Raw genomic sequence first — 14,771 nt, 5'->3', positions numbered from 1 at the left:
AACGGGGAGAACCCATTATGATGCAATTCTCGATGATACAGTCGAGTTGTCGGTCATTCTTCCTTGTCCCCCAAATCCTCCTTGTCTGCTAAACTATCAATTTTTTCATCTTTTATCATCTTTTGGCCGCCCCTGCGCTGCCGCATCTGTTTGGCTTTGGTTTGCAAATCGCTGAACTCGTCATCAGGTTTAGTTTCGGCTGAACTAGCACGACAACCGGTATCTATCGGGACACCCGTTTGAGAGCCGCTTTCCGATTCACTCACGGCGGCCCGCTGCTGATGCTGTTTGGCTTTTTCCTGCAACTGAGCTAAGTAATCGTCTGTCTGACTTTCGACCTTGGGAAGCTCTGGGGTAATGGCAATTATTTCTTGGGGTTCGGAAAGTTTTTTTTCAGAGGTTTCTTGTTTGCCAATCCTCAGTTTATCTTTCTTTTGCTGCAATTCTTTAAAGAAATCAGATTCTGTGATTTCTGCGACTTGCTGTTCTTTTTTGGCTTGGTCTATTTCGATTTTGAAGACTTGTTTTACTCGATCGCTAATTGCTTTCCCGTATCCGGCTTTATTAAATCTCTCTGCTGATACAATGCTACCGCCAGTTACGATTAATGCTAAGGCTGGCGCTGCCACAGGCACCCACCCTCCCAACAGAAAAATCCCAAAGCCGATCGCGCAGCACCCGGACAGCAGTGCTCCAAATGTCACCGTCAACTTCGCTGGGTGAGCCATCCGGGATGCCAAGGTTCCTCCCACAATTGACCATGCCGAAATCCACATGATTTCTGCCCATTCCGGCCAAAACCAAAACATCGGTCTGTTGTCTAAAACTGCACTCAGAATTTGGCTGACTACTTGTGCGTGTGCCACGATCCCCGGCATGAATTGGTTTTTTTGCTGTCGCCCACTGTAAGGAGTATAAAATAAATCTTTAACGGTTTCTGTGGTGTAACCGATGAGAACTATTTTATCTTTAACTAAATTCGGGTCAACTTTCCCTTCTAAAACATCGGTAATTCTGACTTGGTTTGCGACTGGCCGCCGGGAACGATAGTTAATTAATATTTGATATCCCCTGACATCGGCATTTTTGTATCCTCCGTCATTGCTTGCTAGTTGTTTTAATTGAGTTTCTCCCAGCCATAAAGATTGATCTGGTGCCAGTTTGGGATAGATTTTTTGCCCTTGCAGGTAGCGGAGTGCTAGCTGGAGGTTGAAGGAATATAAAACTTGAGAATTGTCATTGCAAAGATGTTTTTGGGCAGAAGAGTTGCCCTCAATTTTCGGCGGTTTCATAAATAATAAAGCTCTGCGGAGTATGCCACCGGGATCGACTCCGAAATCTGCAAATCCCACCCGGTTTTGTGGCAGCCCCGGCGCAGGCGGAGAACCGGGATTGTCCGGGCTTCCGTCGGTGACTAAACATACCCCGATCGTTCGATCGCTTTTTTGTAAAAATTTAGTCAATTCCTCGCGCCCGTCTCCTAAAGGTACGTCTCGCAGTACATCTAAACCGATGACTGCCGGCTGCATTTTTTCCAGTTTTTGTAAGATTTCAGCTATTTTGCGATCGGATATTGGCCACTGATTCAGTTTCTGAATGTCTGCTTCGGTAATCCCCACAACTAGCAAACGCGAGTCTGGCTGTTCATCGGGACGCCACCTCACCATTTGGTCGTAAGCGCTTAATTCTACTGGTTCGAGTATTCCTAGCTGTCTGGCTCCCATCAAGGATAATGTTACTGCCGCGCTGGCAATTAATACAGACTTAGCCAAGAAGAGTGATGGTTTATACCTTTGACTCACTTGAGCCACTGCCGATCGAATTTTGTTAGATATTTTACTCATTATCCCAGCATAAAAGTTTGACTCGTTTCTGGAACAGCAGTTGTTTCACATTCCCCACCTGCCGGAGACTTCCTCCATCTTAGAACACTCGGAAACTCCGACCGCTTTGTTACAAAAATTTACCTTACGTAGCGACCAACTGTATCCAATGATACTTGCGACCTAGGCAACCGGATTTTTCCGACAGAGAATCCACTTGCCGCTCGAATTAATTAATGTTATTGATGATATGTCAAGGTATAAATTGTGTATCTGCGCCCTCGACTAGCATCTCAAAAATATTTATCGCCATCAGCGAATGCCTGTGTTTGCAATTATAGTGAAAGGTACAACAAAATGAAATGTTTTCTACATCGGGCTACACTTGCCGTCGCCGTATCTGCGATCGCAGCTACCCTACCCAGTTCACTTGCACCGATGCGCGCACAATCCCAGCCGCTTCTGCTGAGTCAAAATGTTAATTTCAAGCCTCCCGATGTAACAGCCCCCGCCAACCGACAAGGAGGAACACATCGCGGCAACAAGCTTTGTCCAGCGGGTTTATCTATTACTCCTTTAGTACCTCCAACTAATATCGGTTTAACCCTAACGGATTCTCCCACAATTTTTGTCTATGTTCCTCAAACCTCTGCAAAAATAGAGTTTACTGTGCTCAACGACAAGGAAGAGGAAGTCGTCTACGAAAAAACATTTAAACTAGACAAATCTGGGATTGTTGGAGTTACTATTCCTGCTACCGTGGACAACAACAAATCCCTTGAAGTTGGTAAGCGATACGTGTGGTCATTTTCGCTAGTTTGCGACCCCGAAGACCGATCTGCGGATTTAGTTGTTAAAGGGTTCGTGCAGCGAATTGAACCGCAGGCAAATCTCAAGAGCGAGTTGGCAAATCCCGACCCCATGACTAGGCTCAACGTTTATGCTCAAAATGGGATTTGGTACGAAACTATCGCTACTTTAGCCCAAATGCGGCGCCAGACACCGGGGGATGTGAAGCTGACAGCCAAGTGGACGCAATTATTGCAGTCCCAAGGACTGGAATCAGTTGCAGCTCAACCACTGGTTGCGCCTCTTTAAATCTCGCTATTTCTTGAAGTTTTGTCGATCGGCCGATGGCGATGTGAAAATTGACCACGAATTTCTTCATGTGGTACCCGCCACGTGATTTATCCGTGGAATGAATCCAAAATCCAAAATCGAAAATCCTCAAGAAAGAGCATTTATCCGTAGGGTCGCCTCTAAAATCTAAAATCTAAAATCTAAAATCGATTGACAAATTTACTCGATCGCGCCCGGAGCTAAAACTCCGGGTTAACATTAGAGATGTACTCTATAAATATTTCTACAAGTTGGTGGAAAAATGAAACGTTTTATAAATTTTACTGCACTGGTGATGACTGTATTGGCGATCGCCGTTACTCTCCCCAGTTTGCTGACACCGATGCAGGCTGGACCCGCACCAATCCTGCTGAGTCAGAATGTTAATTTCACACCTCCCGATGTAACAGCCCCCGACAACCGGCAAGGCGGGACGCATCGAGGCTGTCAGTTGCGGGAAGGTTTATCCATTACTCCCTTAATACCTAAAAGCAATATTGGTTTAACGCTAACAGAGTCGCCAACATTTTTTGTATATGTTTCTCAACCGGCGGCTCAAGTAGAGTTTATTTTGCTAAACGCAGATGAATCCGAAGTAGTTTACGAAACTACTTTAAAAAATGACAAAGCCGGAATAGTTGGAGTTAACCTTTCTGAGAAAGACAAGACAAAAAAAATTGAGGTTGGTAAGCGATATGTGTGGTCGTTTGCGCTAGCCTGCGATCCTCTGGAGCGTTCTGGAGATTATATTGTTAAAGGATGGATGCAGCGAATTGAACCCCAGGCAAATCTCAAGAACGATTTGGCAAATCCCGACCCTATGGCTAAGGTGATTGCTTATGCTAGAAATGGGATTTGGTACGAGACTCTTGCTACTCTAGCCGAAATGCGACGCCTCGCACCCAATGATTCGCGGCTGACGACCGAGTGGACGCAATTGTTGCAGTCCCAAGGACTAGAATCGATCGCAGATCAACCGCTAGTTCAGTCTTTTTAATAACGACTCTTGACCAATCATTGCTGAGTGTTTGCATAGTCAATTCTTCAATTATTCAATCCAGTGACCGAAAGCAGCCAGGGTACAAGCCCCCGTTCTTATCCTGGTACAACCCAAAAATACTATCCGATAACCAGTCCCCGGATTCATCAGTGATATCGCTTTCTTCAATTCTCCAATTCTTCAATTCTTCAATCCAAAATCCAAAATCTAAAATCTAAAATCGATTGATGGCTAATAACTTTCCGACAATTCTAGCTCTTGATTTTGACGGTGTGATTTGTGACGGACTAATCGAATATTTCCAAACCGCTTGGCGTACCTACTGTCAAATCTGGAAACCAGTCGAAACAGTGCCCGATCCAGATTTAGCTTTGAGTTTTTACCGAGTGCGGCCCGCCATCGAAACCGGTTGGGAAATGCCACTGCTAATCCGCGCACTGCTGACAGGAATTTCTCCAGAGCAAATTTTGCTAGAGTGGCCCAATATAGTACCGTATTTGTTGACCGAAAATAATTTAAAAGCGCAATCTGTCGGTGCTATGTTAGACGGATTGCGCGATAATTGGATTGCTGAGGATTTATCTGGGTGGCTGTCTTTGCACCGCTTTTATCCAGGGGTTGCCGATCGCTTGCATTCGTTGCAAGGGAGTTCTGTGAAAGTGGCGATCGTCACTACAAAGGAAGGCCGTTTTGTGCGGGAACTTTTGCAGCTAGCAGGCGTACAAATGCCGCAGGAGTTAATTTTTGGTAAGGAATACAACAAGCCGAAACACCAAATTTTGCGGGAATTTTTGGCTGCGTCTGGCAAAGATTCGACTATTTGGTTTGTGGAAGACAGGTTAAAAACTTTGCTGTCGGTGAAGCAGCAGCCGGATTTATCTCAGGTGAGGTTATTTTTGGCTGATTGGGGTTACAATACTTTGCCAGAACGGGAATCTGTGGCTCAAAATCCACCAGTTCAATTGCTTTCTCTGTCGCAGTTTGCCGGAGATTTTGCCGATTGGCTGCCGATCGACTGTTGATGTTAGATTTGTTCACAGTGGTGATTTTTTTCGCTTTTCAGATTTTAAAAAAAATCACAAAAATTTACATTTTTTTGGTTGACTTTTGCGGCGTAGACATGGTATTTTAATATAATGGGATGGTGGCAAAAATATTATTTTTGCCACCATCCCATTATAAGATAAATATAACAGAAATTTCTCAAAAAAGCAAGCCGATCGACAAAAAAAAAAGGTTTTTTTTTAGACTATTGCAGGTACTCTTGACCTCAAAAACCTGGTTTTTTTACTATTTCTGGGGGCGCGCACGCACGAAGTGTTTTAGTTAATTAAACCGCGTCTATCACAAAAAAACCAGATTCGGAACCAAAAAATTGAAAAGTGTTTTGATAATTTATCAGCTTGAAAGCTTTCTAATATTGAGACTTAAAACCCATGCTCGATTTAACTAAAGCAGCCAAGGCAATGCAGGGAATGAGCCAACATTTGAATGTGGAAGCGGCTGCCGCTCGCCAACGTTTGGAAGTGGCTCAGAATTTGCTGGTAAAGGCTGCAGCGGAACAGGAAAAATTGGTGGAATTGCAAGAGAATTGGCGCGATCGCACTTTATTCAATGCTGCCACGCCGATCGAGCCCTTAGACGATCGCACCTACATCACCGCACCCCCCGCCTCTCACACAGTCTTTGCCACAGACGGATCGCAAATTTCCCCCAACCATCACGAAATAGCCTACTGCTACCTGCTAAACGTCGGCACAGTCATGCTACACTACGGCCAAAGTCGCCACCCAGTTTTAGACAGCGTACCCGAGGTTTTCTACAAACCCGAAGACTTGTACGGTTCGCGACAGTGGGGAATTAGAACCGAAGAATGGATGGGATATCGGCGAGCAGTTTCCGAAGCAATTGCCTTAGCAGAAATGGGCTGCAATTGGGCAAAAGTTAACGACAATAAATTGCCCGCGCCAGCTTTAGCAATGGTAGACGGTTCCCTGATTTATTGGTTTTTGGAACAGTTACCCACCGAAGCGCGCGATCAAATTTTGCTGCCAATTTTAGAATCTTGGGACAAGTTGCGTTTAGCAGGAATTCCGCTGTTAGGATACTTAAGCGCTTCTCGCAGCAGCGAAAGTTTATCTTTTTTGCGGTTTGAAGCTTGCACCCACGAAGTACCAGACTGCATGACAAATTGCCCGAACGTCGGATTTGCCGCCACAATTTCTTTCGCCGACAAAGCACCTTGTCAAGAATTTGAACCCTTGCGGGATGCCATATTGTGGGCAACAATCCTGTCACCGGGACAAAGAAGCCCTTTGTGGAAATCCCAAGCTCGAATTTTAGATTTGTACGGCATTAATTCCGTCTATTTCTGTTACGTTCACGTTGGCACAGAAATTGCTAGAATAGAAGTGCCGGAATGGGTAGCACAAGATACAGCACAGCTAGATTTAGCATTAGGAATGATGCTGGCTCAAGTACATAAAGGCGGCGGGTATCCGGTGACGCTAGCAGAAGCTCACAATCAAGCGGTAGTCACGGGGGGCGATCGAACTCGCTTTTTCGCTTTGTTAGAGCAGCAAATGATTAAAGCCGGCTTAAAAAATGTCGGAATTTCTTATAAGGAAACACGGAAGCGCGGCAGTATTGCTTAAAGTAATAAGTACAGTCCTGGCCGCAGAAAGCGGGTTTTTTACGGAAATACTGAAATTGAGCTTTTAACACAGAGAAAAAACCCGCTTTCTTTGGTATTGATACGTAATTTATGTAGAGTTAAAATAGAGTTAAAAATGTTATATGCCAATAGAAATAATTATCTTAATTGCTTCCTTACTTGTATCTTGGCTAGTCTTTAATTGGGCTTTTAAAGTATTGAAAGCCAGCATCGGGACAGCGATTGGTTTAGCAGCAATTGTGCTGGCGATGCAGTTATTGTTTGGCATCGGCCCAAACCAGCTTTTCCAACATATAATTCACTTGCCGGAAACCCTGGGGAAAATAATTTCAGGCAAGTGAGCCGATTTTAGATTTTAGATTTTAGATTTTAGATTCTTTTAGATACCCGACTTCTTCAAGAAGTCGGGTATCTGGGTATTCGGATAATTTTCCCTCTTATCGATAATTCATCCGTGTATCCGTGTCAAAATCCGTGTCGTGCCCTCCTTCATATACTCACATCTTGCACCATTCTCAAGAACAGGCTTTTCGGCCTGTTCCACAAAGAGTGAATTGTCTTGTGGAACAGGCCGAAAAGCCTGTTCATAAAAAGCTTATTGAGAAGGGTGCAACATCTCAGTATATTAACTTCCCAGCATTTGCAACTTGTACAAACTGGCATACAACCCTTCTAGCTGCAACAACTCTTCGTGGCTGCCCGACTCTACTAACTGCCCGCGTTTGAGCACTAAAATACGATCGACATTTCGGATAGTCGAGAGCCTGTGGGCAATAATTATCGCCGTTCTGTCAGCCATCAAACGCTCTAGAGCTTCTTGAATTAAAGCTTCCGTCCCCACATCCAAACTAGCAGTTGCCTCGTCTAGAACTAAAATACTGGGATTGCGAATAGCCGCGCGAGCAAAGGCTAATAATTGCTTTTGTCCCCCCGAAAGATTGGTTCCCCGTTCCCGCAATTGCGTATCATAACCTTGAGGCAACTGTTCGATTAAACGGGCAACATTTGTCTTTTCTGCTGCTGCTTGAATTTCCTCAATCGAGTAACTTTCTCCCAGGCTGATATTGCTCTTCACGTCACCAGCAAATAGGAAGCCATCTTGGATAATCACGCCTATGTGCCTGCGTAACTCTGCTTGAGGCAAATCCCGAATATCCACATGATTAACCAGAATCCGTCCTCGGCTAGGTTCGTAAAGGCGGCACAGGAGACGGATAATCGAACTTTTGCCCGCACCGGTGGGGCCAACTAATGCTACTTTTTCGCCGGATTTGATGGTGAAATTGAGATTTTGCAAGACATATTCGTCTTGTTTGTAAGCAAACCACACGTTGTCAAATTGGATTTCTCCCGATTCTGAATTATGCCATTTGGCATTTTCTCCTCCCCTAAGCTTCGGGGGGTTGGGATTGTTAGGCACTAAACGATATTCGGAACTTGCTGGATTTTGATGATTATCTGGCAATTCTCGATCGAACGGAGACAAGTTGTAAGCCGTTGACTCTGGATGTCCAGTTATCAACAACGGTGAATAACCTGCCCTTCTTCCTTCTTCCCTCTTCCCTCTGGCTTCAAACATCCGTGTATCCGTGTCAAAATCCGTGTTGTGCCCTTCCTTCTTCCCGCTAGTTGGATCTTTAATTTCGATCGGTTCGTTGAGAATATCGCTAATCCGTTCGACAGCGGTAAATCCTGCTTGAATCGCGGTAAATTTCTCCGCAAATTGCCGCAGCGGATCGAAGAGACGCTGAGCAAATAAAATGAATGCCGAGAGAGTACCGAAGTTAAGATTACCCGCTAAAACCCTTTGGCCGCCCATCCACAAAACTGCTGCAATCGCCACTAAAGCAATCCATTCTAATGTCGCAGATACGGCTGAGTCGTAAAATATAGTTTTGTCAACTGCTTTAATGTACCGTTTATTGGTGACACGAAACAATTCGGAGTTGAATCTTTCGCGGCGGAATAGCTGCACTACGCCAATACCAGTCAAGTTTTCTTGCAGTTGGGCGTTGAGTTCGGAAAGTTCTTCTCTGGTATTGTAATTTGCTATGCGATATTGGTACTGAAAATAAACTATGACAGCGGTAATTGGTATCATCATCAGCACCAACATTAAAGCTAGTTGCCACTGCATAGTAAACATGAAAATGGCAATTACTAAAATTGAAAATAAATCGCTGACAATGCCGATCGCCCCTGAAGAGAAAACCTCTCCCAAAGCTTCTACATCGCTGGTGAGGCGAGTCATCAATTTACCGACAGGAGTGCGATCGAAAAATCTCACTGCTAGCGATGTGACGTGGGCGAACAAATCATTTCTAATATCTGTAGTAATTATTTGCCCTACTTTCGTGACTAAATACCCTTGAAGTGATTGCAGTGCTAATCTAAGTGTTATAGTTAGCATGAGCAAAATAGCCAAAATATTCAATGCACCAGATAAAGGCACTCCCCGCAAGAATTCGTAGGTAGGTTCCGAGCGAATTACCGAAATTGCCTGTCCGATGAGAATGGGTTGAATTGCTCCTGAGACTGCTAGCGGTACTAATAGTACGATCGAAATAATCAGCAAGCGTTTGCTGCGGGTTGCGTAAGATGCCAACCTCATGAATAACCGCCAGTCTGTTTCCTGGCCGGATTTGTTTTTGGTGTCTGCTACTGGTGAGGAAAGAGTCATCCGATTTTAGATTTTAGATTTTAGATTTTAGATTGCAGAAGCTATTATGCTGCTAAATTCGGCGGCTTTTTGTGAGGATATCGAGCTTTTTTTTCGCTGCGCGGCTTGTAGGGCCCGCGGGCGAGATCAGTTCGCTCAGCTTTGAGCAAAAAAGCTGTACAATATATCCAACTAATAATTGTAGCAAATAGAGTCAGTCAAATTAGGAAATATTGTACAGATCCAGCAAATTATCAAACCTGACAGCGCTCAGTCACCCATATTTATTACAATTGCGGATATCCGCTACTTGCCACTTTATGCCTTTAGACATAGAGTTGACCACTGGTTTTAGTTACTGTGTCAAATGCTGGGTTTTCAAAATGCAGTTCACTGCATTGAAGAAATTGATTTTACATTTCACCGTCGTCCCAATGAAAGTGTATTAGCCTTTTTGGGTATAACTTATGCAAGAAATAGAGACAGCCCGATTGTATCTGAGACAATTTACGCCAGACGACTTAGATGAGCTGTACCGCATCTACAGTGATGCAGAAATAATGAAATACTTGAGAGGAGTTAAAACTATAGAAGAAACAGAAATCGCCATTCATACTATGCTCAAACGTTGGGCAGAAAACAACTTCGGAATGTGGGCTTTAGTACATAAAATAGACCATAAAATGATTGGTCGCTGCGGACTGGCTTTTCTGGATCAGACACCGGAAGTTGAGCTGGGCTATGCGCTAGACAAACTTTATTGGAATCAAGGATTGGCGACTGAAGCATCTTTTGCTAGTCTCAACTATGGATTTAAAATATTAAAGTTGGAGAGAATAGTTGCGATCGCCCGCCCAGAAAATATCGCCTCCCAGCGGGTAATACAGAAAGTTGGCATGAAATATGAAAAAAATGCTCGTTATTACGAAACTGATGTACTATATTATTCTATATCGCGAGAAAGTTACCAGGCAAAAGTAGTTTTGTAAGGCGTGCGTTGCACACCTTACTGCATTTAAATTACTCACATTGCAATTTGTCATTATTTCCTGCTGACAACTACGAAGTCCTTTGCAACTGCTTGTTAACTTTTTGAATTTTCTTAGCAAAATACTCTTGTCTGTGTCCCAATTTTTTAGCCACGTCCAACCCTTTTTGATAGGATTCCAAAGCTTTATCGTAAGCCTTCATCTCCTGATAAACTTGACCGATATTGTCATAAGTGTTCATCAATCCGTAGAAATTGTAAGCCCGCTCTTCTAACAGCAACTGCATTTGATAAATCCGCAAAGTCGGCTCCCACTGCTTTTGCGATCGATAAAGTAATGCTAATTTATCTAAAGCTTCGCTAGCTTGGGCATACTGTTGAATGGGGACGGCTAAATTGTAGGCTTCCTGATAGTATTGAGCTGCTAAGTTGATTTGACCTATGGTTTGGTAATCACTGGCGATCGCAATTTTGAGCGGTGGTATAGCGCTGGGAGTTTGTAAGTTAAGATACACTGAGGCTAGTTTTTCCCTTGCTGCGATCGCCTTTAGGGGTTGTTTCGACTGCTGGTAAACATAGGCCAACTGTCTCAGAGTATCTACCTCAGTTGGAGGAGTTACAGGCTGTGGCGGTGCGCCGTTTCCCGCAACAACAGCAGAAGTTTGCACAGCAGAATTAGCAGCAAATAAATCGCGGTTTTCCTGAATTAAAGTTGCCAATTCCTCATACACGGGAGCAGCTTTATCGTAACTCAACCAATTAATGTGAATTAGCCCGATCGCCTTTAAAATCTGACCTTGGGCCAATATATCTTGGTTTTGGCGCGCATTTTCGAGAATTTCTTGGTAAACTTCTACAGTCGGCCCTTTAGCGCGCACCTGCTGAAAAGCCGCAGCGAAGGCGGGTAGCAACTCAGTATTAAGTGGTACTTGGGATTTGACTTCTTTTTGAATTGCTTGCAACCGTTTGGTAATAAGCTGTAGTTCGAGGTTTTTACCATTACTCCAAGCAACACTTCCCACCCGACTCAAAGCAGCAATTTCCGCCGCCGGGCCCAGATACCTCCGCAGCCGCAATTCTCGGAACCAAATTTCAAAAGCACCCGCGCCGTCTCCAGCTTGCAGTTTAGTCGCTGCTTCTAAGTTTAACTCTTCCAAAGCCGCTGTCAGTTCGTCCCGCTGAGTGCTGCTCAAAGATTCGTTAGCAGGAGCTAGGGGATCGGGTGTGGTAATTTCTAGAGGATTAGGAGAAAATTGATCGAGGGCTGGTGGATTAGTTTGGGCGCTAGCAATAGAACCAGCACACAGCCACAAGAAAAGCAAGCACCCAATTGGTACAGAACTTCTCATTCTTAAAATTTGGTTGCCGCGATTCGGCATCTTTTCTGGAAACATCAAGTTTTGCATATCTACAAAACGGTATAAATTATGTCACAAAGATGGCACAAAAGCAAACAGTTCAACAAGAGCAACAAAATAAATGTCACCGCACTGAGCAATTATTGGGATTTAAAGACGCTGGGCGATCCTCTTCGTTGGCGTAGCCCCCGTAGGGGCGGGCTTCGCCAACGCATTTTACGCTTATTTAGTCTAGCCCTAATTCTCTTAACTGTTTGCACAGCTTGCGCCCCCCCTCCCGCAGTTGCAAAAGACCGCTCTTTTCCAGAATTGTCCCTAGAATTTTTGGGCGAGTACGAATTGCCAAAAATGAATTTTGAAGGAGTACCCGTCGGCGGTTTGTCAGGAATTACCTACGATCCCAAAGGTATTAGCGAAGTCACTTCCAAAGCTTATCGCTTTTACGCTCTTTCCGACGACCCCAGCGAAAACGGAGAAGCGAGATTTTACAGTCTCCGACTCGACCTCACATCAAGTGACCCAGCAAATATTCGCCTGAAAAAAGTTACCGTTGACGGCGTTACCTCCCTCAAAAAATCAGACGGTGAAACCTTCTCTTGGGGTTCCATAAATCCCGAAGGCATCGCCCTTTCTCCCCGCAATTCAATATTTGTCGCCAGCGAAGGCGTTACTCATGTGGGCATCCCTCCTTTTCTCGGAGAATTTGACCTCAAAACCGGGCAAATGCGGGGAAATTTGCCGATACCAAAGCGCTATATTCCCGATGCCAGCGATGAAAAACAGCAGCAAGGAGTGGTGGACAATTTAGGTTTTGAATCTTTAACTATCGACCCAGAAACCTTTAGTCCAGGCGGTCTAGACCCGTTTCGTTTGTTCGCAGCTACGGAAGCCCCGTTAATGCAAGATTTAGACCCAGAACAGGCAAGCAAACTTCGTCTTTTACATTATATCATCGTCGATAAAACGCCGCAATTAGTCTCAGAAAATCTTTACACACTAGACCAGGTTCCCATGACTATTTTGAACGGTTTAACAGAATTAGTGACAATCGGTGGCGGTCAGATTCTGAGTTTAGAACGTTCTTTTGGCCTGTCGGGATACAGCGCTAGGATTTATCAAGTAGCGGTTGGGGCGGCTACAGATACTTCGAGAATCCAGAGTTTCAAAGGACGAGTGGCCGTCGAACCTGTTAAGAAAAAGTTGCTCCTAGACTTAAGCCAACTCGGAATTCCGCTGTACAATTTAGAGGGGATGACCCTCGGCCCGCGCTTGCCAGATGGCAGCCAGAGTTTAGTTTTGGTCAGCGATGACAATTTTGATGAAGCGCAGAAAACTCAGTTTATCTTGTTGAGTTTGAAGGGCAAAGGTTAAGTCAGAAGGGCGGGCTAGAAGCCCACCCCACCCCACAATAAAATTTATTCTTTGTGGAACAGGCATCTTGCCTGTTGATGAAAACCGTACAAAAAAATTCACTCTTTGTGGAACAGGCATCTTGCCTGTTCATAAAAAATTTAAATTACATTTATCCAACTATAAAATACCCTAATTATGCCAACTCGTAATACTTTGCACTTACCAGACATTGAACTTTCCTACCTAGAATGGCAGCCAGACACAGGGAAAGAAAAATCTCCCCGTTTGCTGCTGTTACACGGTTTAGCAGATAGTGCGTGTGTCTGGAGTAGCTTGGGCGATTACTTGTCCAACCGCTATCATATTGTAGCGCCCGATATGCGCGGTCACGGAGAAAGTAGCAAACCGAAAACAGGCTATACTTTTGAAAGTGCGATCGCAGATTTAGAAGCTTTGATGGCACATCTCAACTGGCCAGACGCCCACATTTTAGGACATTCTTGGACGGGCAAACTAGCACCGATTTGGGCGAGGCAAAATCCCGATCGCTTTTGCAGTATGATTTTAGTAGACCCCATCTTCATCACCAAAATGCCCGCGGCGATGAAACTTACCCTGCCAATTGTTTACCGAAAATTAGACTGTCTCAAATGTGTGGGCCCGTTTGCGACTTTATCCCAAGCAGAAGCAGCAGCTAAACAATCGGGAGAATTCGCAGATTGGAGTGATGTGCAGCAAATGGTATTCCAACAGCAAATCGAACCAAAATCCGACGGAAATTGGGGCAGTAAATTTGCGATTGCAGCCAGAAATCAGATATTTTCAGAAGTGATGAAAGTTGCCGGTTTAACTGAAAATATTGAGATACCAACTTTGTTTGTACAGCCGGAAAAAGGCGTAAATCGCATGGCTTGGCAAATGCAGCCATACAAGAGATACTTGAAAAATCTTACTGTTGCAAAAGTACCGGGGAATCACTGGTCTTTTTTGACTCAACCGGAAACTTTTAATCAAACTGTGGCAGATTTTTTAGAGGACACAAGACAGTGAATGTAGAAATTATCGCACATCGGGGATTTTCGGCGATCGCCCCTGAGAATACTTTAGCAGCTTTTGAACTGGCGATCGCCCGTGGAGCTCATTCGATCGAATTTGACATCCAGCTATCCGCCGACAACGTACCAGTGATTTTTCACGACGCCACATTAGATAGAATCACTGGAGTTTCTGGCAAAGTTAGGGAAAAAACTCTGTCTGAATTGCAAACACTTAATGCGGGAAAATGGTTTAGCGATGAATTTTCACAAGAAAAAATTCCTACCTTAAAAGAATCATTAGCTATTCTCAAAAATGTTGACAAATTTCTTTACTTTGATGTCAAACCTCACTGCGAGTGGTCTGATGCAGATGTCGCGGATTTTGTCAATACTTTGAAGGGCGAAGAAATCCAACAAAAATGCGTTATTACTTCCTTTAACGCTGGATTTCTAGAACAAGTGCGGCGGCTATCTGGCGATTTGGCGATCGGACACATTGTTGCTAATCTAGAAGCATACAAAACTCAATTTGCTCAAGCTGTGGCGCATCGGGATAATTTGATTAGCAGTCTGTATCGCGTGTTGCTGGAAAACCCCGCACTAATTCAAGAAAGCCGGAGTCAGGGAGTTGACATTGTGGCCTGGACGGTGGACGATCGAGCGGATATGCAAAAGTTAATTGATTTGGGTATAACGCGGATAGTCACTAATTGTTTGATATGATCTTTTTAACCGCAGATGAAGGCAGATAAACGCAGAT

General features: G+C 44.3%; 12 protein-coding genes. 9 read left to right on the top strand and 3 right to left on the bottom strand.

Annotated elements, in window-relative coordinates:
- Positions 1-53: 53 nt before the first annotated feature.
- Entirely contained in the window at positions 54-1,844 is a 1,791-nt protein-coding gene (locus QT984_RS15810; protein ID WP_333232029.1) for a CHASE2 domain-containing protein, read from the bottom strand.
- Between the two features lie 336 nt (positions 1,845-2,180).
- Between QT984_RS15810 and QT984_RS15805 the strand changes: the two genes are divergently transcribed.
- The 5 genes from QT984_RS15805 to QT984_RS15785 all read left to right on the top strand — a co-directional run bounded on the left by QT984_RS15805 (position 2,181) and on the right by QT984_RS15785 (position 6,957).
- Positions 2,181-2,921 carry a DUF928 domain-containing protein gene (locus QT984_RS15805; protein ID WP_333053034.1) on the top strand — a complete coding sequence of 247 codons (741 nt, stop codon included), beginning with the start codon at positions 2,181-2,183 and terminating at the stop codon, positions 2,919-2,921.
- A gap of 283 nt (positions 2,922-3,204) precedes the next feature.
- Positions 3,205-3,939 carry a DUF928 domain-containing protein gene (locus QT984_RS15800; protein ID WP_333053033.1) on the top strand — a complete coding sequence of 245 codons (735 nt, stop codon included), beginning with the start codon at positions 3,205-3,207 and terminating at the stop codon, positions 3,937-3,939.
- Positions 3,940-4,169: 230 nt separating this feature from the next.
- Positions 4,170-4,964: an HAD hydrolase-like protein gene (locus QT984_RS15795; protein ID WP_333053032.1), complete on the top strand. Its 795-nt coding sequence runs from the start codon at positions 4,170-4,172 to the stop codon at positions 4,962-4,964.
- A gap of 414 nt (positions 4,965-5,378) precedes the next feature.
- Positions 5,379-6,596 carry a DNA double-strand break repair nuclease NurA gene (locus QT984_RS15790; RefSeq protein WP_333053031.1) on the top strand — a complete coding sequence of 406 codons (1,218 nt, stop codon included), beginning with the start codon at positions 5,379-5,381 and terminating at the stop codon, positions 6,594-6,596.
- A 142-nt stretch (positions 6,597-6,738) separates the two neighbouring features.
- The gene (locus QT984_RS15785) at positions 6,739-6,957 is read left to right on the top strand and encodes a hypothetical protein (RefSeq protein WP_333053030.1); all 219 of its coding nucleotides are present in this window, start codon (positions 6,739-6,741) and stop codon (positions 6,955-6,957) included.
- A 284-nt stretch (positions 6,958-7,241) separates the two neighbouring features.
- Here the strand turns inward: QT984_RS15785 and QT984_RS15780 are convergent, their stop codons facing one another.
- The gene (locus QT984_RS15780; RefSeq protein ID WP_333374388.1) at positions 7,242-9,296 is read right to left on the bottom strand and encodes an ABC transporter ATP-binding protein; all 2,055 of its coding nucleotides are present in this window, start codon (positions 9,294-9,296) and stop codon (positions 7,242-7,244) included.
- A gap of 446 nt (positions 9,297-9,742) precedes the next feature.
- Between QT984_RS15780 and QT984_RS15775 the strand changes: the two genes are divergently transcribed.
- Positions 9,743-10,264 carry a GNAT family N-acetyltransferase gene (locus QT984_RS15775; RefSeq protein WP_333053027.1) on the top strand — a complete coding sequence of 174 codons (522 nt, stop codon included), beginning with the start codon at positions 9,743-9,745 and terminating at the stop codon, positions 10,262-10,264.
- 70 nt (positions 10,265-10,334) lie between these two features.
- Here the strand turns inward: QT984_RS15775 and QT984_RS15770 are convergent, their stop codons facing one another.
- A complete protein-coding gene (locus QT984_RS15770) occupies positions 10,335-11,657 on the bottom strand; it encodes a tetratricopeptide repeat protein (protein WP_333232037.1) in 1,323 nt (440 codons plus the stop codon).
- 33 nt (positions 11,658-11,690) lie between these two features.
- Between QT984_RS15770 and QT984_RS15765 the strand changes: the two genes are divergently transcribed.
- The 3 genes from QT984_RS15765 to QT984_RS15755 all read left to right on the top strand — a co-directional run bounded on the left by QT984_RS15765 (position 11,691) and on the right by QT984_RS15755 (position 14,734).
- Positions 11,691-12,992 carry an esterase-like activity of phytase family protein gene (locus tag QT984_RS15765; protein WP_333053023.1) on the top strand — a complete coding sequence of 434 codons (1,302 nt, stop codon included), beginning with the start codon at positions 11,691-11,693 and terminating at the stop codon, positions 12,990-12,992.
- A gap of 177 nt (positions 12,993-13,169) precedes the next feature.
- Entirely contained in the window at positions 13,170-14,024 is an 855-nt protein-coding gene (locus QT984_RS15760; protein WP_333374385.1) for an alpha/beta hydrolase, read from the top strand.
- Positions 14,021-14,734: a glycerophosphodiester phosphodiesterase family protein gene (locus QT984_RS15755; RefSeq protein ID WP_333374383.1), complete on the top strand. Its 714-nt coding sequence runs from the start codon at positions 14,021-14,023 to the stop codon at positions 14,732-14,734. The genes QT984_RS15760 and QT984_RS15755 overlap by 4 nt, the downstream gene beginning before the upstream one ends.
- Positions 14,735-14,771 lie beyond the last annotated feature (37 nt).

Source organism: Microcoleus sp. Z1_B2 (genome assembly GCF_036700325.1).
Lineage (GTDB): Bacteria > Cyanobacteriota > Cyanobacteriia > Cyanobacteriales > Microcoleaceae > Microcoleus.
The sequence above is the reverse complement of the archived record's forward strand: the minus strand, read 5'-3'. Positions and strand labels throughout refer to the sequence as shown.